The sequence below is a fragment of the Blastococcus sp. CT_GayMR16 genome, from assembly GCF_004570875.1.
GTDB lineage: Bacteria > Actinomycetota > Actinomycetes > Mycobacteriales > Geodermatophilaceae > Blastococcus_B.
Genome location: NZ_SPQK01000022.1, coordinates 46,722 through 67,351 on the forward strand (window position 1 = coordinate 46,722; position 20,630 = coordinate 67,351).

Genomic DNA, 20,630 nt, shown 5'->3' on the forward strand with positions numbered 1-20,630 from the left:
CGGCGTGCGCACCCGGCGAGTGCCGGGACGGGAGCCACGCCGGACGAACGAAGGAGAACCACTGTGATCGTCCAGATCCTCGGCCTGATCGTGGTCGGCCTGATCATCGGCGCGCTGGCTCGGCTCATCAAGCCCGGCCGGCAGCGGCTGAGCATCCTGGCCACGCTGCTGCTCGGTGTCGTCGGCGCCATCATCGGCGGCGTCATCGGCGGCTTCTTCAACGACAAGACGAACATCTTCGAGTTGAACATCCTCGGGTTCATCATCGCCGTGGTCGCCGCTGTGCTGCTGATCGGTGTTGCCGAGAGCTTCTCCGGCAAGTCGCGCGGCGCCGTCCGCTGATCCAACCCCCGGGGGACCGGTCGGGCCTCAGAGCTCGACCGAGTCCCCCGGGGCCAGCCGGCTGTAGGGCGTGGGCGTACCCGGGCCCCGCTCGCCGAGCAGCCCGCCCACCATTCCCAGACCGATGTCGTTGAGCGCGCCGTCGTGCACGGCGAACGCCTGGTCGGCGTGCACCGCGCGCACGTAGTCGATGAGCTCCGCGGTCTTGGACCACGGCGCGTGCACCGGCAGGAGCAGCGTCGCGACCGGCTCGTCCGGCACCGTCAGCGCATCGCCGGGGTGGAACACCTGGCCGCCGACGAGGAACCCGACGTTCGCGATCCGCGGGATCTCGGGGTGGATCTCGGCATGCAACTCCCCGTGGACGTGCACGTCGATGCCGGCCACCGTGACCGCGTCCCCGTGCCCCACGACGTGCACCCGGCCGCCGAGCCCCTCCAGCAGTACTGCCACCGACGTGTTCGTCCACAGCTCGAGCGCGGGATCGGCGTCCAGGGCCGCCCGGAGCCGCTGCGGCTCGAAGTGGTCGGGATGCTCATGGGTGATCAGGACGGCGGTGGCGCCCTCGAGCGCCGACGGGTCGGTGAACGCCCCGGGATCGACCACGATCCGCTGGTCCCCGTCGCTGATCACGATGCAGGCATGGCCCTGTTTGGTCAGCTCCATGAACTGCATCCTGCCCCGGCTGGTCCGAACGCGCGTGCCGTCGCCTTTCTCCCCCATCGGGGGGAGGGGACCCGGCTGACCCGTCACGCACGGCCGTCGTTCTGCCGACCGTCTCCTCATGATCGTGCAGACGACTGTGTATGCAGCGGCGCGCAGCCGCGCCCACGGGCCCACCGCCGAGATGTGGCACGCGGTCGAGATGCACCGCCCGCCCGCCGAGGTCGACGGGGCGTGCGAGCTCACCCTCTGCGGCGCCCTGGCCCGGGTCTCGACCGAGCAGCGGTGGCCGGTGGCCGCCCGCGACGTCTGCCCGGCCTGCGCCGTCCTCTCCCGCTGACGGGAGCCCACTGACGCCCTGTCGCCGGGTGGGGAAGCTCGCCCCGACGGCAGGTGCACACCTCCCGGCCTACCGGCCGGTGAACTCCGGCGCCCGCTTCTCCAGGAACGCCTCGACCGCCTCGAGGTGGTCGGCGGTCTTCCCGAGCTCGGACTGCAGTCTCGCCTCGAGCGCGAGCGTGTCCTCGAGCGAGTCCGTGGCCGCGGTCGCCAGCACGGTCTTGACCGCCCGGTACGCAGCGGTCGGCCCGGCGGCCAGCCGGGCGGCGAGCGCCTGCGCCTCGCCGAGCACCTGATCGGCCGGGACGACGCGGTGCACCAGCCCCCACAGCTGCGCCGTCTCGGCGGTGAACGGGTCGGGCGTCAGAAGCAGCTGGGCCGCCCGCGACCCACCCACGCAGTGCACCAGCCGGGACGCCAGGGCCGAGTCGCTGGAGAGCCCGACGCCGGTGAAGGCGGTCGTGAACTTGGTGCCCGCCGCCGCGACCCGCAGGTCGCCGGCGAGCGCGATGCCCAGCCCCGCACCGGCACAGGCCCCGTTGATGCCGACGACGACCGGCACCCGCACCGCGGACAGCGCCAGGATCAGCGGGTTGTACTCCTCGACGACGACGTTCAGCGAGGTGGCCGCGTTCCCGCGCAGCGACTCCAGGTGCTCGGCGAGGTCCTGCCCCACACAGAACGCCCGTCCGGTGCCGGTGATCAGCACCGCCCGCACCGACTCGTCGGCCGCCACGGCCTGGACCTCGGCCAGCAGCTCGGTCCGCAGGGCGTGCGAGAGCCCCGGTCGCTGCAGCGTCAGCGTGGCGACCCCGCCCGCGTCGTCCCTGGTCACGGTCTCGGACATCGTCGTCCCGCCTCTCGCACGGTTCCGGGGAACCCCCGCCTCGGCCGCCACCTTCGCAGACCGGCCGCGCTCAGCCGCCGGGGGGCTGGTCGCGGAGCTCCCGGCGGAGGATCTTGCCGGTGACCGTCTTCGGCAGCTCGTCGATGAGCTCGATCTGCCTCGGGTACTTGTAGGCGGCCATGCGCTCCTTGCAGTGCGCGATGAGTTCCTCGGCCGTGGCGTCCGCGCCGGCCTTGAGGCTGACGAACGCCTTCACGGTCTCGCCGCGCTTCTCGTCCGGGACGCCGACGACGGCGGACTCGCGCACCGCCGGGTGCTCCGCCAGGACGTCCTCGACCTCCCGCGGCCAGACCTTGTATCCCGAGGCGTTGATCATGTCCTTCTTGCGGTCGACGATGAACACCCAGCCCTCGGGGTTCATGAAGCCGACGTCGCCGCTCCTGAGCGCCCCGCCGGGCAGGTTGGCGGCCGTCTCCTCCGGCTTGCCCCAGTAGCCGGCCACCACCTGCGGCCCGTCGGCGACGATCTCGCCGACCTCGCCCAGGGGCAGGTCCTGCCCGTCGTCGTCCTGGATGTGGACGACGGTGTTCGGGGCCGGCACCCCGACCGAGAGCGCCCCTGACGTGGGGTCGACCGGTGACGGGGAGCCGAACGGCGTCGCCGTCATCGGCGAGGTGGTCTCGGTCAGGCCGTAGGCGTTGTGCACCTGGATGCCCGTGGCCTCCAGGAACGCCTTCTCGGCGGTCGGGGAGATCGCCGCGCCCCCGGAGTAGACGGAGGTGAAGGAGGAGAAGTGGTCCTTGGTGAACCCCGGCGCGCCGAGCATGGCGTTGAGCGCCGTGATCGCCCCGATGGTGAACGTCGGCCGGTGCTCGAGGAGTGCGTCGAGGACGACCTGCGGCTCGAACCGGTAGGCGAGGACCAGTGGCGCCGGGACGAGCAGGCTCACCGCGACGTGCCCGATGAGCCCGGTGATGTGGAACAGCGGGGCGACGCCGAAGATCGCGCCGTCCCGTCCCGCGTGCGTCCAGTCCCGGTAGACCTGCGCGGTGAAGACCACGTTCCGGTGGGTGTTCATCGCGCCCTTGGGCACCCCCGTCGTCCCCGACGTGTAGGTCAGGAACGCGACGTCGCCCGACGCCAGCTCGACCGGCGGCGGCACCTGCCCGCGGTGCTCGCCGATGAACTCGCTGAGGTCCGTCGTCCCCTCGTGGCGCTGCCGGGTGGTCCCGGCGAAGAGCCGCTCGTCGTTGCGGGTCTGGAACTCCAGCTCGCTGGTGGTGAGGACCAGGCGGACGTCGGTGTCCGGCACGACCTCCCGTGCGACCTCGTCGTACAGCGCCTCCAGGGAGACCAGCACCGTGGCGCCGGAGTCCTTGAGCAGGTACGACAGCTCGCGCTTCCGGCTCATGGGGTTGATCGAGACCATGACGCCGCCGGCCTTCCAGGTCGCCACCATCGCGATGACGAACTGGGGCACGTTCTGGAGGTAGACGGCGAGCCGGTCGCCGGGGGAGAAGCCGTTCGCGAGGAGCCCCGCGGCCAGCCCGTCACTGAGCTCGTCGAGCTCCCGCCGCGAGATGTTCCCGTCGAAGTAGGTCAGGGCGGTGCCGTCGGGATCCCGCTCCACCCCGGCGCGGAACATGTCCAGCGCGTTGTCGAACTCGATGTCGTAGTCGACCGGCTGGTCGCCGTAGAGAGCCAGCCACGGCCGGTCGGTATAGGTGCTCATGGCGGTCCCTACTTGATGACGACCGGGTTGACCGGCGTCCCCGCCGCCTTGGCGACCTTCAGCGGCGCGGCGACGTAGAGGAACGCGTACCGGCCGTCGTCGGCGCAGTCGGCTGCCAGTGCCTCCAGGTCGGCGATCTCGGTCAGGGCGACCCCGAGGTTGCGCATCAGGGCGCTGTGCAGCACGAGAGCGACGCCGTTGTTGGGGTCGGTGGTCACCTCGTTGGCGATGGTGTCGGTGACCAGGTTGGGGATCTCCATGTCCTGGAACCACTGCACGAGTTCGGGGCTGTAGACCAGGCCGGGCTCGTTGAAGCCCTCGTAGAAGGCCTCGCCCTGCTCGTGGAACAGCGTCAGGAAGTTCGTCCGGACGACGAGGATGTCCCGCTTCTGGATCTCGACGCCCTGGGCCTGCGCACAGGCGAGCAGGTCCTCGTGCGTGAACGTCTCGCCCTTGTCGAGCGTGTTCTTCCCGCGGAAGCGGGCCATGTCGAGCAGCACGGCCCGGCCGACGACGCCGCGCTGGGCGATCGGCTCGACGCTCGCCTTCTGCAGGCCGCCGATCGTGGTGCGCGCGTCGTAGCCGTTCCAGATCTTGCCGTCGTACCAGAGGTGGCCCAGGGCGTCGTACTGCGTCGAGCCCTGCAGGTAGGCGTCGATCTTGTCGTCGGCGTAGTGCAGACCACCGGGATAGGCCGGGCCCTTCCCGCCCTCGTCCCAGTCGGACTCGTCGAGCACCTGGATGCGCTCCGCGGGCGTGCGTCCCGGCCAGACGGGATCGCCCTTCGGGTCGCCGATGAGCCGCTGCAGCGTGAACACCTTGCCCTCGCTCACCAGTCGGACCGCGGCCAGCACCTGCTCCGGGCCCAGATAGTTGAGGGCGCCGACCTCGTCGTCGTCGCCCCACTTCCCCCAGTTGCTGGGGGCGTCGGCGAGCAGTTCGGTCAGGGCGGGGGCGTCGGCCATGGCGGCCTCCTACGGTCTCGGCGGTGAGCACGGTGGATGTGGCCACCGTCACAGGTGAGGGACCGGGACCGCAACTGCGGCGGGGTCGTGGCAGTTGGCCGCTGCAACCACGGTGCAACCTCCGGCACGGACGGTCGCGGGGAGCCTGTCGCCGCGCCGGATCGCGGGGTTAAGGTAAGCCTCCCCTACGTCGTCCGACCGGGGGCGTCTCCGTCACCGCAGATCGGGTCTCCATGGGTCAGGCATTTCTCGCGAGCTTCCTCATCGGGCTGCGTGAGGGCCTCGAGGTCGTGCTGGTCGTCAGCATCCTCATCGCCTACCTGGTGAAGTCCGGCCGGCGCCGTGAGCTCGTCCCGCTGTGGGCCGGGGTCGCGGCCGCCGTCTCGCTGTCGGTGCTCTTCGGCGCCCTGCTGACCTACACCGAGACGACGCTGCTCGCCGACACGCAGTCGCGCGAGCTGTTCGAGGCGATCACCTCCGTGGTCGCCGTCGTGCTCGTGACCTGGATGATCTTCTGGATGCGCCGGACGGCGCGCCGGTTGAAGGGCGAGCTGCACGGCAAGCTCGAGTCCGCGATCGGGGTGGGCGCCCTCGCCATCGCCGGCATCGCCTTCGTCGCGGTCATCCGGGAAGGCCTGGAGACGACGCTGCTCTTCTACGCCGCCGCCCAGGGCGCCACCTCCACCGTGACCCCGCTGCTGGCCATCTCGGCCGGGATCGCAACCTCCGTGCTGATCGGTTTCGGCCTCTACGCGGGTGCGATCCGGGTCAACCTGTCGAAGTTCTTCACGGTCAGCGGTGTCCTGCTGGTCTTCGTGGCGGCCGGGATCTTCAAGTACGGCATCCACGACTTCCAGGAGGCCGGCGTCCTGCCCGGCCTGAACGACATCGCGTTCGACATCACCGGCGTCCTGGATCCCAGCAGCTGGTACGGCGCGGCCATCTCCGGGATGTTCAACATCACCGGCGCACCGACCGTGCTGGAGACGATCGCCTACCTGGCCTATCTCGTCCCGGTGCTGACCGTCTTCCTCTGGCCGTCCCGTCGGCCCGCCACTCCGCCCCGGACCGGTTCGGTCGCGGGCGCCCCCCCGAAGTCGGAGAACTCCCAGTATGTCCCTGCGTGACCGCCGTCCCCTCCTGCTCATCACGGTCGCGCTCGCCGGGCTGACCACCGCCGCCTGCGCATCGAGCGACGAGAGCGGCGGCGACGCCGACACCGTCACCGTCGCGGCCACCGACGACGCCTGTGACGTCGGTGCCACCGAGCTGCCCGCCGGCACGCACCGGTTCGAGGTGGCCAACACCGGCAGCAAGGTCACCGAGTTCCACGTCTACGCCGAGGGCGACCGGGTCATGGCGGAGGTCGAGAACATCGCCCCCGGCCTCAGTCGCGAGCTGCTGGCCGAGCTCCCGGCCGGCGACTACGAGGCGGTCTGCAAGCCCGGCATGGTCGGTGACGGGATCCGCCAGGCGCTGACCGTCACCGGGGAGGCGGCCGAGCTCTCCGAGGACGAGTCCCTGGCGCAGGCCGGCACCGACTACCAGCGCTACGTGCAGAGCCAGACCGGCGCGCTGCTGGAGCAGACGACCGCGTTCGTCGCCGCCGTCGAGGCCGGCGACATCGAGGGCGCCAAGGCGCTCTTCCCCGTCGCCCGCACCTACTGGGAGCGCATCGAGCCGGTCGCCGAGAGCTTCGGCGACCTCGACCCGCTGATCGACGGCCGCGAGGGCGACCAGGAGGAAGGCCAGGACTTCACCGGTTTCCACCGCATCGAGAAGGCGCTCTGGGAGACCGGCGACGTCAGCGACATGGGCTTCTACGCCGACGACCTCCTCTCGAACGTCGAGGAGATCGTCTCCCGGTCGAACGAGGTCACCCTCGACCCGCTCCAGCTCGCCAACGGGGCCAAGGCGCTCCTGGACGAGATCGCGACCGGCAAGATCACCGGCGAGGAGGACCGCTACTCGCACACCGACCTGTGGGACTTCGCCGGGAACCTCGAGGGTTCGCAGGCCGCCGTCCAGGCGCTCCGGCCCTACCTGGAGGAGAACGACCCCGAGCTCGTCACGGAGATCGACGAGCGGTTCGCCGCGACCGAGGCCGAGCTCGAGACGCACCGTTCCGGCGACGGCTGGCTGTTCTACGACCAGCTGGACCAGACCGACCTGCGCGGCCTCAGCGACAGCATCACCGCACTGACCGAATCGGTCAGCAAGGTCGCGGCGGTCGTCGCGGGTCGATGAGCCGGATCCGATGAGCGAGCAGGAGGCGCAGCGGCCCGGCGGGCTGTCCCGCCGGCGACTGTTCGGGCTCGTGGGTGCCGGGACGGCCGGCGTGCTCGCGGCGGGCGCGACCGGCGGGGTCATCGGGCACGCGACCGCCGGGGACGAGGCATCGGGCCCCGGCCCGGACGACGCCGTCCCCTTCACCGGCCGACACCAGGCAGGGATCGTCACCCCGGCCCAGGACCGGCTGCACTTCGTCGCCTTCGACGTCACCACCGACCGCCGCGCGGACCTGGTGGAGATGCTCCAGGCGTGGACCGCCGCCGCCCGGCGCATGACGGCCGGGCGGGACGCCGGCCCCGTCGGTGCCGTGGACGGCGGGCAGTACGCACCTCCGGACGACACGGGGGAGGCGATCGGGCTCCCCGCGTCCGGGCTGACGCTGACCATCGGGTTCGGGCCCACGCTGTTCACGGGCGCCGACGGCGCCGACCGGTTCGGCCTGGCCGCCCGCCGTCCCGCACCGTTGGTCGAGCTGCCGTCGTTCCCCGGCGACCAGATCGACCCCGCCATCAGCGGCGGCGACCTCTGCATCCAGGCCTGCGCCAACGACCCGCAGGTCGCGGTGCACGCCGTCCGGAACCTCGTCCGGCTGGGCGCCGGTGTGGTCAGCGTCCGCTGGTCGCAGCTGGGCTTCGGTCGCACCTCCTCCACCAGCACCGGCCAGACGACGCCCCGGAATCTCTTCGGCTTCAAGGACGGCACGAACAACCTCAAGGCCGAGAACGACCAGGCGCTGGACCGCTTCGTCTGGGTCGGCGACGGGGACGACGGCGCGGACTGGCTGGCCGGCGGGTCCTACCTGGTCACCCGGCGGATCCGGATGCTCATCGAGCCGTGGGACACCTCCACCCTCGCCGAGCAGGAGCAGACGATCGGCCGCACCAAGGGCGCCGGCGCCCCCATGGGTCAGCGCGCGGAGTTCGACCCCGTCGACTTCGAGAAGCAGACCGACGGCGCACCCGTCGTCCCCCCGACCTCGCACGTGTTCCTGGCGAACCCGACGCACTCCAAGACGGCGATCCTGCGCCGTGGCTACAGCTTCGTCGACGGCTCCGACGGCCTGGGCCGGCTCGACGCGGGCCTGTTCTTCATCGCCTACCAGCGCGACCCGGGGACCGGCTTCGTCCAGGTGCAGCGCAACCTGCGGCTCGACGCCATGAACGAGTACATCCGGCATACGTCGTCGGGCGTCTTCGCCTGCCCGCCCGGCCTGCGGGACCGCGACGACTGGTGGGGTCGGACGCTCTTCCAGCACTGAGCAGGCGTGGTGGGGCGGACACGCACCGCTGTCGGCACGCCGCCGACGACACGGTGTGACCAGCACCGCACCGACGTACTGATCGGTTCGCCCGCGGCGCTCGTTCAACATGTGTAGTCGGGTCCGAAAATGGACAGAGAGTGACCCGGGGGACGACACCGTTCGGACCCCGGGCAGCATCGTGGCGGCCTTCATCCAGCAGGGCCGGACAGGGCGAGGAGTGACCTCCGTTGGTCGAACCAGGACGACGGTGCCTGGGCGACCGCTACGAACTGCACCAGCTGATCGCTGCGGGCGGCATGGGTCAGGTCTGGCGGGCCACCGACATCGCCCTCCACCGATCGGTCGCGGTGAAGGTCCTGCGCAGCGAGTACACCGGCGACCCGAGCTTCCTGGCCCGGTTCCGCGCGGAGGCGCAGCACGCGGCCTCGCTCAGCCACCCCAACATCGCCGCGGTCTTCGACTACGGCGAAGAGATCGCCCAGGACGGCACCGGCGAGACGCTGGCCTACCTCGTGATGGAGCTCGTCGAGGGCGAGCCGCTGTCGGCGCTGGTGGCTCGCGAGGGCCCGCTGGACACGGCGACCACGCTCTCGCTCCTGCGCCAGACCGCCTTCGGCCTGGGTGAGGCCCACCGGGCCGGTATGGTGCACCGCGACGTCAAGCCCGGGAACATCCTGGTCCGCCCCGACGGCAGCGTGAAGATCACCGACTTCGGCATCGCCCACTCGGCCCGGAGCGTCGCGCTCACCCAGACCGGGCAGGTCATCGGCACACCCCAGTACCTCTCCCCCGAGCAGGCCGAGGGGCGGCTCGCCACCCCGGCCAGTGACGTCTACGCGCTCGGCCTGATCGGGTACGAGTGCCTGACCGGCCACCCGGCCTTCGACGGCGACAACGCGGTCACCATCGCCCTCAAGCAGGTGCGCCAGGATCCCGAGCCGCTGCCCGGCCAGCTTCCCCCCGACGTCCGGCAGCTGATCAGCCGGTCGCTGGTCAAGGACCCCGCCGGCCGGCATCAGGACGGCGACGCGTTCGCCGCCGCGATCGACGACATCCTCGAGGGCCGCCCGCCGGCCCCGGCCCCGGAGACCGTCGCCGTCGCGCTGGCCCCGCCCTCGGTCGCCCGACGGCCGGCTCCGCGCCGCCGCAACCGCGTCGCGATGGTGCTGCTGCCGGTCCTCGGGCTGCTCGCCGGTGCGGGTATCGCGGTCGCCCTGCTCCTGGCCCTCACCGACAGCGACGGCCGCGGTTCGCCCGCCGAGGCGGCCCAGCAGCGGCAGGCCACCGGCACCATCGTCCTCGACGCCGAGGACTACATCGGCCGGCCGGTGGACGACGTGACCGGGCGGCTGACGGCACTCGGCCTGCGCGTCCAGCTGCAGTCGGAGGTCCGGGACGACGTGGTGCCCGACCAGGTGACCGGGGTGCGACCGGTGAGCCGGGCGCTCGAGGCAGGGGACACCGTCGTCGTCACCTACGCCGTGGCCCAGGAGGGCGACGGGGCCGAGCGCGACGGCACGGTGGTCACCGGCGCGGCCGTTCCGGACGGCACCTCCGCCGAGGAGGGCGGCGGGGACGGGAGCGCCGTGGACGAGGCCGCGACCACGACCCAGGCCGGTCGCCCGGCCGCGACCACGACGCAGGCTGGTCGCCCGCCCGCCACGACGACGGGCTCGCAGCCGACCGAGACCTCGACGTCGTCGAGTGAGACGACGACCTCGAGCGAGACGACCACCACCTCGTCGGAGACCACGACGAGCTCCGCGCCGCCCGCGCCGTAGCGGGCCGGAGGCACGACCGTCAGTTCTTGCGGCCCGGGCCGATCCACAGTGCCCCACCCAGAGCGCCGAGCGCGGCGGTGAGCAGGAAGCCGCGGTCACTGGCCACGACCGGCAGCACGACCAGGACCCAGAAGACCGCGAGGCCCACCAGCCCGGCGGCTGCGATCCGCCAGACCGCGCTCGACCGGAGCCTGCTGCCGGTCGGGTAGGAGGCGGCGAAGGCGAGCACGGCGAGGACGCCGCAGAGGGTGGCGAACGCCGACCACAGCGGGACGGCGGACCAGTAGGACTCCACGCGGAAGTCCAGGGACAGCCCCAGCTCCAGCAGCACGAGGGACAGCACGGCGAGACCGAGGCCCAGCACAGCCGCGCGGTTCCGCGGCCCGCGCGGAGCGCGCACCCGGCGTTCCTTCCCCGGCCGCGCCGGCTCGTCGTCGGCCTCGAGGGTGTCGGGCCACACGGGCGCAACGGTCTGGGTCGCCGTCGGCGGGCCCGGCGGAGGCGGGGGAGCGGGTGCCGCGTGCGGAACGGGCGGGGTGCCCAGACCCGGGAGGCCGGGCACGAAGTCGACCGGGCCGGTGGGCTGGGCGGCGTCCATGGGGACGGGTGCCTGCGCGACGGCGCCCGGGTGCGGGGGCAGCGGGCCGGCCGCCGTGGCGCCGGCGGGCTGCACGACCGGGATCTCCTGGGTGGACGGGCCCGTACGGGCGGGTTTCACGGGCGTCTGGGGGTCGGACGGCGAACTCACGGGTCCTCCTTGCGCGCGCCGGGGGTCCGCAGGTCGGACCGCTCCGATCAGCACGGTAACGGCGGGGGGAGGAGAGGTCGGGCAGGCGCCCCGCGGATCGCCGTCCTAGGGTCGGCCGGTGGACACGCGGGCCGGCATCGTCGTGACCGGGACCGAGGTGCTCACCGGGCGCGTTCCCGACCGGAACGGACCCTGGCTGGCCGAGCAGTTGCGGCAGCTGGGTGTGGACGTGGGGCACATCGTCCTCGTGGGGGACCGGCCGGAGGACATGCGCGGCGCGCTGGCCTTCCTGGCCGGAACCGGCGTGGCCCTGGTGATCACGTCCGGTGGGCTGGGGCCCACGGCCGACGACCTCACGGCCGAGGTGGTCGGGGGCTTCCAGGGGCGCCCGTCGGCGCTCGACCCCGCGCTGGAGCAGCGCATCGCCGTGATCGTCGAGCGGCTGATGGCGCGCCGCGGCTGGCAGGCCGACCCGGATGCGACGGCCGCCGGCGTTCGGAAGCAGGCGCAGGTCCCGCAGGGTGCCACGGTCCTGGAGCCGATCGGCACCGCCCCGGGTCTCGTCGTCCCCCCGGCCGAGGGCCGCGACGGGCCGACGGTCGTCGTCCTGCCCGGTCCGCCGGCCGAACTCCAGGGCATCTGGCCTGCCGCGGTCGCCGCCGAGCCCGTCCAGCGGGCGATCGCCGGCCGGACCGAGCTGCGCCAGGAGACCGTGCGGTTGTGGGGCACGCTCGAGGTGCAGCTGGCGGTCGTCCTGCGCGACCACGTCGCCGAGCTGTCCGGGCTCGAGGTCACCACCTGCATGCGGGACGGCGAGCTGGAGATCGTCAGCCGCTACGCGCCCGGTGCGCAGGCTGCCTACGACCGGCTCCTGGCCGTGCTCGTCGGCACGTTCGACCGCACGCTGTTCTCCACCGGTCCCACCCTGGACGAGATCGTCGCCACGGGCTTCGCCGACCGCGGGCTCACGGTCGCGACGGCGGAGTCCTGCACCGGCGGCCTGCTCGCGGCCCGGCTGACCGAGCGGCCCGGCTCGTCGGCCTGGGTGCTGGGCGGGGTGACGGCGTACGCCAATTCGGCGAAGGAGCAGTTGCTCGGCGTGCCGGCAGACGTCCTGGCCGAGCACGGCGCGGTCAGCGCCGAGGTGGCCGTCGCGCTGGCCGAGGGGGCCCGGTCCCGGTTCGGTGCCGACGTCGGTGTCGGCGTCACCGGGGTGGCGGGTCCCGGCGGGGGAACGGCGGAGAAGCCGGTTGGGACGGTCCACCTCTGCGTGGCCGGGCCCGACGGCCGGGAGCTCCGGGCGCTCCGGCTACCGGGTTCGCGAGCGGCGGTCCGGGACCGATCCGTCACGATGGCCATGCACCTGCTCCGGGTGCTTCTCGTCGGCGGCCCGCCCGCCTGACCGCGGCCGCCCGAGGGGCTCAGGGGGTGACGGTCACCTCGGTGAACGGCAGCAGCGGCTCGACCTGAGGGAAGACGACGAAGAGCAGCAGGGCGCTGACCGCCAGCACCAGCACGAGGGCGCCGAAGGCCTTGGCCGGGAAGGGCCCCGGCAGGTGCCGCCAGATCCAGGTGTACATCCAGGAGTCTCCAGTGTCGGGATGGGCGCGGGGTCAGCCGGCGAGCGCCGGCGGGCCGTCCGGAGCGGTGGCCTTGCTGATCGCTGCGCCGTCCAGGCGCGCGTGGATGATGAGCCGCTGCTGGGCCGAGTACTTCGGATGGCAGGTGGTCAGCGTCAGGTACGCGCCGCTCGCGGGGCCGTCCGCCGCGCCGCCCGGGGTAGGGGCGATGACGCTCACCGCCTCCGGCCGGACGATCTGCTGGCCGGGGATCCCGCTCGGGTCCGTGGCGAAGTCGCCCGTGGCCGGGTCGCCGAGGACGCGGTAGACGAACCAGGCGTCCGCCGTCTCGACGACGATGGGGTCGCCGGGCCGCATCTGGTCCAGGTCCAGGAACGGTGAGCCGCGTCCGACGCGGTGACCGGCGAGCGCGAGGTTGCCCTGCTCCCCGGGCATCGCCGTCCCGATGTAGTGGCCGGGCCCCTGGGCCAGCTGGTCCTGCGCGGCACCCTCCACGACGACCCGGGACCAGTCGGTCCCGAGCCTCGGGATGTGCAGCACCGCGAACGGGTCACCCACGCCGACGCTGATCGGGGCGGGTGTGAACGGCGGTGCAGGCTGGCTCGGCGCGGGCACCGCCGGCGCGACCGTGGGCGTATCTGCCCACTGCTCCTGAATCTGCTCGCTGAGCTGGTCCTGCTGGCGGTCGCTGAGGAAGTCGGTCACCCGCAGCTCGTAGCCGACGAAGAGAAGCGCCACGAGGCCCAGGGTGATCAGGGTCTGACCGATGCCGCGGATGAAGGTGCGGCCCCAGTCGCGTCGGCGAGGGGGTCGGTCGCCGCCCGGGGACACAGCCGGTGGTTCGTCGAGGTCGACTGCGCTGCTCACCACGAATCCTCTCGGTGGAGGCGCGGGACTGCGCCGCACGAGGTCTGACGCTAGCTGTGTTCGGGGGGTGGACGCCGCCTGCCGGGTCTGCTTCCCGGCAGGCGACGTCCGGGTGGTGCCCGGTCCGCCGCCCTGGTTCGTTCGAGCGGCGGACCGGTGGATCAGACGGTCTGGGTCTCGCGGCGACGGCCGGCAGCCGCCAGGCCGACTCCGAGGCCGAGGGCGATGAGGCCCGCGGTCAGCGGAAGAGAGACGTCAGAACCGGTGTAGGCGAGCTGCCCGCTGGGCTGAGCCTTGGCCGACGCCGGGGCCCGGTGGGCGACCGGAGCGGCGTGGGCAACCGGCTTGGCAGCCGGGCTCGCACCCTCGTGCTTCGGGCAGTCACCGGGCTTGGCAGCCTGGTGGCCGTCGTGGCCCTCGTGGCCGTCGCGGCCGTTGCCGCCCACGTTCACGTTGCCGCTGCCGTTGACGTCACCGCCGTTGGCCGACTGGTGCACGGTCACGTCACCGGTGTGGAAGTCGAACGTGCACGTGCTGTGCTCGGGGCAGTAGAACGTGTTGCCGATGATGCCGGTGTTGATGGCGGCGTTGTTGGTTCCGCCGTCGCCACCGTCGATGTCGGTCTCGACCTCGACCTTGTGGATGTTGGTGGCCTCGGCCTCGCTGAAGTTGAGGTTGAGATTGCCGCCGTCCTCGTGACCGGACCCGAGGCTCCGGACCATGTCACCGTTCCAGTCGCCGCCGCCCTTCCAGTCGTGGCCGTCGCCCTCGCTGGTGTTGGACTGCTCGACGTGGTTGCTCGCCCTGGCGGTCTGATCGCCGCCGCCGGAGACATGCACGTTGCCGCTGTGGTTGACGTCCCCGCCGTTGGCTTCCTGACGCAGCCACACGTCGCCGGAGCGGAAGTCGACGTCGATTCCGTCTTCTTCCTCACTGTCGCCGTTCACCGACGACAGCTCGACCGGAGTCGGGCCACCGCGGAAATCGGTGAGGATGCCGGTGTTGATCTCGGCGTTGTTCTCGCCGCCGTCGCCACCGTTGATGTCGGTGTCGACGTCGACCACCCGGATGTTGGTGGCCTCGGCCTCGCTGAAGTTGAGGTTGGCGTTGCCGCCCTCCTCCTCGGAGCCGAGGCTCCGAGCCGGGCTGCCGCCGTTCCAGTCGTGGCCGTCGCCCTCACTGGTGTTCGACTGCTCGACCGCGTTGTGCGCGACGGCGGTCTGGTCGCCGCCGCCAGAGACGGAGACGTTGCCGCTGCCGTTGACGTCGCCGCCGTTGGCCTCCTGGTGCACGGCCACGTCGCCGGAGGAGAAGTCGACGTCGACGCTCTCGCCGCCGCCACCGTTCGGGGGCTGCGAGAGGGTCTCGAGGCCGCCGCCGCCGCCGGAGATGACGCCGGTGTTGATGGAGGCGTTGTTGGTTCCGCCGTCCCCACCGTCGACGTCGGTCTCGACCTCGACCACCGAGACGTTGGTCGCCTCGGCCGAGCTCCCGTTGAGGTTGGCGTTGCCGCCCTCGGAATCGGAGCTGCTGTTGCTCTGGTCCACGCCGTTACCGGCGCTCGCCGACTGGTCCGCACTGGCCACCGCCTGACCGAGGAAGAAGATCCCCCCGGCCATTCCGGCGATGGCGAGTCCGTTTCGTACGGATCGTTTCATCGTTGCGTTCCTCACCATGGCTGCGCGTCATCGGCCCTGAGAGTGCGACGACGCGCGTGTGAATGGGATGGAGCAGGTGGTACCCGGCCCGCCGCCGCGATCTGCTGCGCGACGGCGGGCCGGTCGATCAGACGGTCTGGGTCTCGCGGCGACGGCCGGCAGCCGTCAGACCGACTCCGAGGCCGAGGGCCAGCAGGCCGACGGTCAGCGGAAGAGAGACATCAGAACCGGTGTACGCGAGCTGGCCACTGGGCTGGGCCTTGGCCGACGCCGGGGCCTGGTGGGCGACCGGAGCAGCAGGGGCCACCGGCTTGACAGCCGGCCTCGCTTCTTCGTGCTTCTGCGGGCAGTCACCGGGCTTCGCGTCCTGGTGGCCGTCCTTGTCGCAGTCGCACCACGGCCACTGGCCGTTGCCGCCCACGTTCACGTTCCCGCTTCCGTTGACGTCGCCACCGTTGGCCTCCTGGACCAGGGTCACGCTGCCGGTGCGGAAGTTGTAGATGCAGGTGCTGTACTCGGGGCAGTAGAACGTGTTGCCGATGATGCCGGTGTTGATGTCGGCGTTGTTGGTTCCGCCGTCTCCACCGTCGATGTCGGTGTCGACCTCGACCTTGTGGATGTTGGTGGCCTCGGCCGAGCTGCCGTTGAGGTTGGCGTTGCCGTCCTCGTCGTGGCCGCCGCCCGAACCCGAGGACAGGGCCTCAGGCCCGTCCTCCTTGTCCCAGTTGCCGCCGCCGCCGTTCCAGTCGTGGTCGTCGCTCTCGCTGGTGTTGGACTGGTCGACCTCGTTGGTGGCGATGGCCGTCTGGTCGCCGCCGCCGGCGACAGCGACGTTGCCGCTGCCGTTGACGTCGCCGCCGTTGGCCTCCTGGGTCAGCTTCACGTCACCGGAGTCGAACTCGATGGACGTGAACTCCTCCTCGTTCTCGCTGCCCGAGAACGTGTTCGTGGAGTAGATGGGAACGACGCCGGTGTTGACGGTGGCGTTGTTGGTGCCGCCGTCTCCGCCGTCGACATCGGTGTCGACCTCGGTCTTGTCGACGTTGGTGGCCTCGGCCGAGCTGCCGTTGAGGTTGGCGTTGCCACCGTCTGACTCAGTGCTGCTGTTGCTCTGATCCACGCCGTTCGCAGCGTCGGACACTTGGTCCGCGCTGGCCACCGCCTGGCCGAGGAAGAAGATCCCTCCGGCCATACCGGCGATGGCGAGTCCGTTTCTCACGGATCGATTCATCGTTCGTTCCTTAGGATGGGTGCGCGTCATCGGGCCCTGAGAAGTGCGATGACGTGCGTGTGAATGGGCAAGTGCAGGTGGTTCCCGGCCCGCCGCCGCAGTTGGATCCGGCGGCGGGCCGGTGGATCAGACGGTCTGGGTCTCGCGGCGACGGCCGGCGGCCGTCAGACCGACTCCGAGGCCGAGGGCCAGCAGGCCCGCGGTCAGCGGAAGAGAGACGTCAGAACCGGTGTAGGCGAGCTGACCGCTGGGCTGTGCACTGGCCGACACGGGAGCCCGGTTGTGGGCGACCGGAGCGGCATGCGCGACCGGCATGGCGGCCGGGCTCGCGTCCTCGTGCTTCGGGCACTCGCACGGCGAGACCCCGGGCACCGGAGCATTGACGCCGACGTTCCCGCTGCCGTTGACGTTTCCGCCGTTGGCCGACTGGTACACCGTCACGTCACCGGTGGTGAAGTTGTAGGTGCAGGTGCTGTACGCGGGGCAGTAGAACGTGTTGCCGATGATGCCGGTGTTGATCTCGGCGTTGTTCTCGCCGCCGTCGCCACCGTCGATGTCGGTGTCGACGTCGGTGATGTCCACATTGGTGGCCTCGGCAGAGCTGCCGTTGAGGTTGGTGTTGCTGCCCTCGTCGTCGCCACCGCCGCCGCCGCCGGAGAAGGACTGGTTCTCGTTGTCCTTGTTCCAGTCGTGGTCGTCGCCCTCGCTGGTGTTGGACTGGTCGACGTGGTTGGTGGCCGTTGCCGTCTGGTCGCCGGAGTCAGCAACAGCCACGTTCCCGCTGTTGTTGACGTCGCCGCCGTTGGCCTCCTGGGAGAGGGCCACGTCGCCGGAGGTGAAGTCGACCGTGATGGAGCCGTCTTCCCCTTCCGGCTCCTCGATCACGCTGGCCTGCATGACGCCGCCGTCGGACAGGACGCCGGTGTTGATCGCGGCGTTGTTGGTGCCGCCGTCGCCACCGTCGACATCGGTCTCGACCTCGGTCTTGTCCACGTTCGTGGCCTCGGCCGAGCTGAGGTTGCCGTTGAGGTTGCTGCCGTCGGACTCAGTGCTGCTGTTGCTCTGGTCCACTCCGTTCGCAGCGTCGGACACCTGGTCCGCGCTGGCCACCGCCTGGCCGAGGAAGAAGATCCCTCCGGCCATACCGGCGATGGCGAGTCCGTTTCTCACGGATCGATTCATCGTTGCGTTTCCTTAGGATGGGTGCGCGTCATCGGGCCCTGAGAAGTGCGATGACGTGCGTGTGAATGGGGTGGTGACGAGCGGGGCGGCTGCGCAGCCACGTGGTGATGTGCCCCCCGTGAGCACACCGGGACGGGCGCAGGCCGTGGAGCGGCGGCGTCAGTCCGGCCGGGTGGCGGGGTCGGTCGCCGTGAGGGTGGGCGACCCCGCTGACGGCGCCTCGGGGGCGGCGTCAGTCACTGCAGGGGAGATCTCGAAGGACGTACCCAGGACGGCCGCCGCGGCGGGCGCGGAGGCTCCCTTCGGGGAGCCCTGACCGGCGCCGGGACCGCCGCAACCGGCCAGTCCGAACGCGGCCGTGGGGGCCGGGAAGGGGATCGGCGCGTCCGGGGCGAGCGGTGAGCCGCTGGGCGCTGCCGGCACGCCGGGAGCGGGAAGGGCGGGCGCCGCGGGGAGTCCGGCGTCCCCGCCCGAGGGCGCTGAGCCGCCCGTGGCCGAGGAGCGGGCCGTCGCCGGGTGGCGCACGTCGGCGGACCCGTCCGCCCCGTACTGGGGAGCGCTCGAGGGCTCGCAGAGGTCCCCCTGCGCCTGCGTGATGACGGCGTTGCCCGCACCGGCGGTCTGGTTCGACGCCGATGCCGGTGCGGCATCCTTCGCCGCTCCGGCGGCCGGGTCGGCGGGGGCGGCGTCACGGGTGGTGACGGTGACCGTCTCGACACCCGTCTTCGTCGCCGTCGTCGTGGTGACCGTCGTGGTGGTCGTGCCCTCGGGGGTCGAGGTCGTCGACGTCGTGACGGTCAGCGTCTCGTCGGCCGGAGTGGTGGTGCCGGCCGGGGTGCCCGCGGCCGGGTCGGCCGCCGTGCCGGAACCGGTGGTCGTGGTGGTCGTGGTGACCGTCGTCGTCGATGCCGCCTCAGCGCCCGGCGTCGTGGTGGTCGTCGCGGGGGTGTCCGCGGGGGTCTCCGCGGAGCCGGCTGCCGGGGCGGTGTCTTCCGAGGTCGCGCCCGCGGTCGACGTCTCCGCGGCCGGCGCCGGTTCGGTCTGGGTGGCGGATGCAGCCGGCTCGTCGGCGTGGGCGATCACATCGGTCGCCACGGCCATGCCGGCGTAGACGCCGGCACCGAGGAAGAGGGCGGCCACGGTGCGGGGGACCCAGGACCGGCGGAGGGCAGACGACTCCCGGCCGTCCCCTGTCGCCGAGGTCCCCGTCATGGGGCGGACGTTAGGAACGGTTCCGTATCGCGCCTACCGCATTGTGCGCGGCCTTTTGTTTGTGCGGCGTGTCACACCCGTTCATCCCTCCGGGGGATTGCGGAGAGTAACCAAACGTGGGCCAGTCGATCTTGATCCGATTCTCCGTCACCAGCGGGTGACGGCTCCCCCACCCGTCCGCGGGACGGTCGGTCCCCGCCCTCGCGATGCCCGGGGCAGGTCGTACGGTGCCGATCATGAGTGCGACGCACGAGGTGGCCAACCAGGTCCCGCCGATGGCCGGACACGACCCGATCGCCGGCGACACGGTCCTCGCCGAGGCCTGTGTCCGGCACGCCGACGCCGCCACCCTGGAGTCCCTCGCCGGCCTCGGCCGGCTGGCCGGCAGCGAGCGGGCGCAGGAGTGGGGCCGGGTGGCCAACGAGAACCCGCCGAAGCTCCGGACCCACGACCGGTACGGGCACCGCATCGACGAGGTCGAGTTCCACCCGTACTGGCACGAGCTGATGCGCACCGCGGTGGAGAACGGTCTGGCCGGCGCCCCGTGGAGGGCCGACGACGACGGGAACCGGCACGCGCACGTGCGCCGCGCCGCCGGATACGTCGGCTGGACGCAGGTCGAGATGGGCCACGCCTGCCCGACGACCATGACCTACGCCGTCGTCCCGGCACTGCGTCGCACGCCCGAGCTGGCGGCCCGCTACGAGCCGGGCCTCACCTCGACGACCTACGAGTTCGGGCTCGTCGAGCCGGGCAGCAAGGCCGGGCTCATCGCCGGCATGGGCATGACGGAGAAGCAGGGCGGGTCCGACGTGCGGGCCAACACCACGCGCGCGGTCGCCCAGCCGGACGGCACCTATCGGCTGACCGGGCACAAGTGGTTCACGTCGGCGCCGATGAGCGACCTGTTCCTGGTGCTGGCCCAGCTCGACGAAGGCGTCTCCTGCTTCCTCGTGCCCCGGGTGCTGCCCGACGGCAGCCGGAACATGTTCCACGTGCAACGTCTGAAGGAGAAGCTCGGCGACCGGTCGAACGCCTCCAGCGAAGTGGAGTTCGACGGGACGGCGGGCTGGCTGGTGGGGGAGCCCGGGCGCGGGGTTCGCGTGATCATCGAGATGGTCAACATGACGCGGCTGGACTGCGTCCTGGGGTCGGCCGCGACCGTGCGCGCGGCGCTGACACAGGCGATCCATCACTCCCGGCACCGCAGCGCCTTCGGAGCGCTGCTGGTCGATCAGCCGCTCATGCAGAACGTGCTGGCCGACCTGGCCGTGGAGAGCGAGGCGGCGACGGCCCTGGCCATCCGCCTGGCCGCGGCCGTCGACGCCGGGGAGTCGGCCTTCCTCCGGCTGGCCGGAGCGGCGGCGAAGTTCTGGGTCTGCAAGCGGACGCCGGGCGTCGTTGCCGAGGCCATGGAGGTGCTGGGCGGCAACGGCTACGTGGAGGACTCCGGCCTTCCGCGCCTCTACCGGCAGGCGCCGCTGAACTCGATCTGGGAGGGCTCCGGCAACGTCATCGCCCTCGACGTGCTGCGCGCCATGGGCCGCTCGTCGGACACCCTGGCCGCCGTCAGTGCCGAGATCGAGCTCGCCCGCGGGGTCGACGGCAGGTTCGACGACGCGGTGAAGCGACTGCACGCGGAGCTCGGCGAGCCCGATCAGCTGCCCTTCCGGGCGCGGCGGATCGCCGGGCTGCTCGCGTTGTGCCTGCAGGGGTCGCTGTTGCTCCGGCACTCCCCGGCGACCGTCGCCGACGCCTTCTGCGCCTCTCGCCTGGGCGGGGACTGGGGAGCGGTGCTCGGCACGCTCCCGGCGGGCACCGCCACCGACAAGATCGTCGAAAGGGCTTCGGTTCCCCCTGTCTGATCGAGGCCGGGAGGAACTACAGTTCTTGTAATTCGGGGGAAGCCGACAGTGACGACGGACGCTCT

The 20,630-nt window shown here is 71.8% G+C and carries 19 protein-coding genes; 8 read left to right on the plus strand and 11 right to left on the minus strand.

Annotation, left to right across the window (positions count from 1 at the left end):
• Positions 1-63 precede the first annotated feature (63 nt).
• On the plus strand, positions 64-342 hold the full coding sequence (locus E4P38_RS19390; RefSeq protein WP_245161163.1) for a GlsB/YeaQ/YmgE family stress response membrane protein: 279 nt from the start codon (positions 64-66) through the stop codon (positions 340-342).
• Between the two features lie 27 nt (positions 343-369).
• Here the strand turns inward: E4P38_RS19390 and E4P38_RS19395 are convergent, their stop codons facing one another.
• The gene (locus E4P38_RS19395; protein ID WP_135133625.1) at positions 370-1,008 is read right to left on the minus strand and encodes an MBL fold metallo-hydrolase; all 639 of its coding nucleotides are present in this window, start codon (positions 1,006-1,008) and stop codon (positions 370-372) included.
• Between the two features lie 118 nt (positions 1,009-1,126).
• On the opposite strand from E4P38_RS19395, the gene E4P38_RS19400 reads away from it, so the two are divergent.
• The gene (locus E4P38_RS19400; RefSeq protein WP_135133627.1) at positions 1,127-1,345 is read left to right on the plus strand and encodes a hypothetical protein; all 219 of its coding nucleotides are present in this window, start codon (positions 1,127-1,129) and stop codon (positions 1,343-1,345) included.
• A 69-nt stretch (positions 1,346-1,414) separates the two neighbouring features.
• Here E4P38_RS19400 and E4P38_RS19405 read toward each other — a convergent pair whose 3' ends face one another.
• The 3 genes from E4P38_RS19405 to E4P38_RS19415 form a co-directional block, all read right to left on the minus strand.
• On the minus strand, positions 1,415-2,179 hold the full coding sequence (locus tag E4P38_RS19405; protein WP_245161164.1) for an enoyl-CoA hydratase-related protein: 765 nt from the start codon (positions 2,177-2,179) through the stop codon (positions 1,415-1,417).
• Positions 2,180-2,261: 82 nt separating this feature from the next.
• Positions 2,262-3,923: an AMP-binding protein gene (locus E4P38_RS19410; protein ID WP_135133630.1), complete on the minus strand. Its 1,662-nt coding sequence runs from the start codon at positions 3,921-3,923 to the stop codon at positions 2,262-2,264.
• Between the two features lie 8 nt (positions 3,924-3,931).
• Positions 3,932-4,888 (minus strand): cyclase family protein, encoded by a 957-nt coding sequence (locus tag E4P38_RS19415; protein ID WP_135133631.1) that lies wholly within the window; start codon positions 4,886-4,888, stop codon positions 3,932-3,934.
• Between the two features lie 233 nt (positions 4,889-5,121).
• Between E4P38_RS19415 and efeU the strand changes: the two genes are divergently transcribed.
• The 4 genes from efeU (at position 5,122) to E4P38_RS19435 (ending at position 10,222) form a co-directional block, all read left to right on the plus strand.
• The gene (efeU, locus tag E4P38_RS19420; RefSeq protein WP_135133633.1) at positions 5,122-6,015 is read left to right on the plus strand and encodes an iron uptake transporter permease EfeU; all 894 of its coding nucleotides are present in this window, start codon (positions 5,122-5,124) and stop codon (positions 6,013-6,015) included.
• Complete coding sequence (gene efeO / locus E4P38_RS19425; RefSeq protein WP_135133635.1) at positions 6,002-7,135, plus strand: iron uptake system protein EfeO; 1,134 nt, start codon at positions 6,002-6,004, stop codon at positions 7,133-7,135. Before efeU ends, efeO begins: the two co-directional genes overlap by 14 nt.
• A gap of 10 nt (positions 7,136-7,145) precedes the next feature.
• Positions 7,146-8,438, plus strand: coding sequence for an iron uptake transporter deferrochelatase/peroxidase subunit (efeB, locus tag E4P38_RS19430; RefSeq protein ID WP_135133636.1), 1,293 nt, complete (start codon positions 7,146-7,148; stop codon positions 8,436-8,438).
• Between the two features lie 230 nt (positions 8,439-8,668).
• Entirely contained in the window at positions 8,669-10,222 is a 1,554-nt protein-coding gene (locus tag E4P38_RS19435) for a protein kinase (protein WP_135133637.1), read from the plus strand.
• 19 nt (positions 10,223-10,241) lie between these two features.
• Here E4P38_RS19435 and E4P38_RS19440 read toward each other — a convergent pair whose 3' ends face one another.
• Positions 10,242-10,970, minus strand: coding sequence for a hypothetical protein (locus tag E4P38_RS19440; RefSeq protein WP_135133638.1), 729 nt, complete (start codon positions 10,968-10,970; stop codon positions 10,242-10,244).
• A gap of 118 nt (positions 10,971-11,088) precedes the next feature.
• Between E4P38_RS19440 and E4P38_RS19445 the strand changes: the two genes are divergently transcribed.
• Entirely contained in the window at positions 11,089-12,372 is a 1,284-nt protein-coding gene (locus E4P38_RS19445; protein ID WP_135133639.1) for a competence/damage-inducible protein A, read from the plus strand.
• Positions 12,373-12,391: 19 nt separating this feature from the next.
• Here E4P38_RS19445 and E4P38_RS23040 read toward each other — a convergent pair whose 3' ends face one another.
• The 6 genes from E4P38_RS23040 to E4P38_RS19470 form a co-directional block, all read right to left on the minus strand.
• Entirely contained in the window at positions 12,392-12,550 is a 159-nt protein-coding gene (locus E4P38_RS23040; RefSeq protein ID WP_167760634.1) for a hypothetical protein, read from the minus strand.
• Positions 12,551-12,583: 33 nt separating this feature from the next.
• Positions 12,584-13,417, minus strand: a complete 834-nt coding sequence (locus tag E4P38_RS19450) for a class E sortase (protein WP_245161165.1) — start codon at positions 13,415-13,417, stop codon at positions 12,584-12,586.
• 161 nt (positions 13,418-13,578) lie between these two features.
• On the minus strand, positions 13,579-15,036 hold the full coding sequence (locus E4P38_RS19455) for a hypothetical protein (protein WP_167760635.1): 1,458 nt from the start codon (positions 15,034-15,036) through the stop codon (positions 13,579-13,581).
• 166 nt (positions 15,037-15,202) lie between these two features.
• Complete coding sequence (locus E4P38_RS19460; protein ID WP_135133641.1) at positions 15,203-16,294, minus strand: hypothetical protein; 1,092 nt, start codon at positions 16,292-16,294, stop codon at positions 15,203-15,205.
• 138 nt (positions 16,295-16,432) lie between these two features.
• Positions 16,433-17,476, minus strand: coding sequence for a hypothetical protein (locus tag E4P38_RS19465; RefSeq protein WP_135133642.1), 1,044 nt, complete (start codon positions 17,474-17,476; stop codon positions 16,433-16,435).
• Between the two features lie 171 nt (positions 17,477-17,647).
• Positions 17,648-18,700, minus strand: a complete 1,053-nt coding sequence (locus E4P38_RS19470; protein ID WP_135133643.1) for a hypothetical protein — start codon at positions 18,698-18,700, stop codon at positions 17,648-17,650.
• Between the two features lie 236 nt (positions 18,701-18,936).
• Between E4P38_RS19470 and E4P38_RS19475 the strand changes: the two genes are divergently transcribed.
• Complete coding sequence (locus tag E4P38_RS19475; RefSeq protein WP_135133644.1) at positions 18,937-20,565, plus strand: acyl-CoA dehydrogenase family protein; 1,629 nt, start codon at positions 18,937-18,939, stop codon at positions 20,563-20,565.
• The last annotated feature ends 65 nt before the right edge of the window (positions 20,566-20,630 follow it).

Bases quoted from the DNA above. Each gene is read 5' to 3' on its own strand.
- E4P38_RS19395 (WP_135133625.1), bottom strand. From the start codon at position 1,008: ATGGAGCTGACCAAACAGGGCCATGCCTGCATCGTGATCAGCGACGGG.
- E4P38_RS19400 (WP_135133627.1), top strand. From the start codon at position 1,127: ATGATCGTGCAGACGACTGTGTATGCAGCGGCGCGCAGCCGCGCCCAC.
- E4P38_RS19410 (WP_135133630.1), bottom strand. From the start codon at position 3,923: ATGAGCACCTATACCGACCGGCCGTGGCTGGCTCTCTACGGCGACCAG.
- E4P38_RS19415 (WP_135133631.1), bottom strand. From the start codon at position 4,888: ATGGCCGACGCCCCCGCCCTGACCGAACTGCTCGCCGACGCCCCCAGC.
- efeU (WP_135133633.1), top strand. From the start codon at position 5,122: ATGGGTCAGGCATTTCTCGCGAGCTTCCTCATCGGGCTGCGTGAGGGC.
- efeO (WP_135133635.1), top strand. From the start codon at position 6,002: ATGTCCCTGCGTGACCGCCGTCCCCTCCTGCTCATCACGGTCGCGCTC.
- efeB (WP_135133636.1), top strand. From the start codon at position 7,146: ATGAGCGAGCAGGAGGCGCAGCGGCCCGGCGGGCTGTCCCGCCGGCGA.
- E4P38_RS23040 (WP_167760634.1), bottom strand. From the start codon at position 12,550: ATGTACACCTGGATCTGGCGGCACCTGCCGGGGCCCTTCCCGGCCAAG.
- E4P38_RS19455 (WP_167760635.1), bottom strand. From the start codon at position 15,036: ATGGCCGGGGGGATCTTCTTCCTCGGTCAGGCGGTGGCCAGTGCGGAC.
- E4P38_RS19470 (WP_135133643.1), bottom strand. From the start codon at position 18,700: ATGACGGGGACCTCGGCGACAGGGGACGGCCGGGAGTCGTCTGCCCTC.
- E4P38_RS19475 (WP_135133644.1), top strand. From the start codon at position 18,937: ATGAGTGCGACGCACGAGGTGGCCAACCAGGTCCCGCCGATGGCCGGA.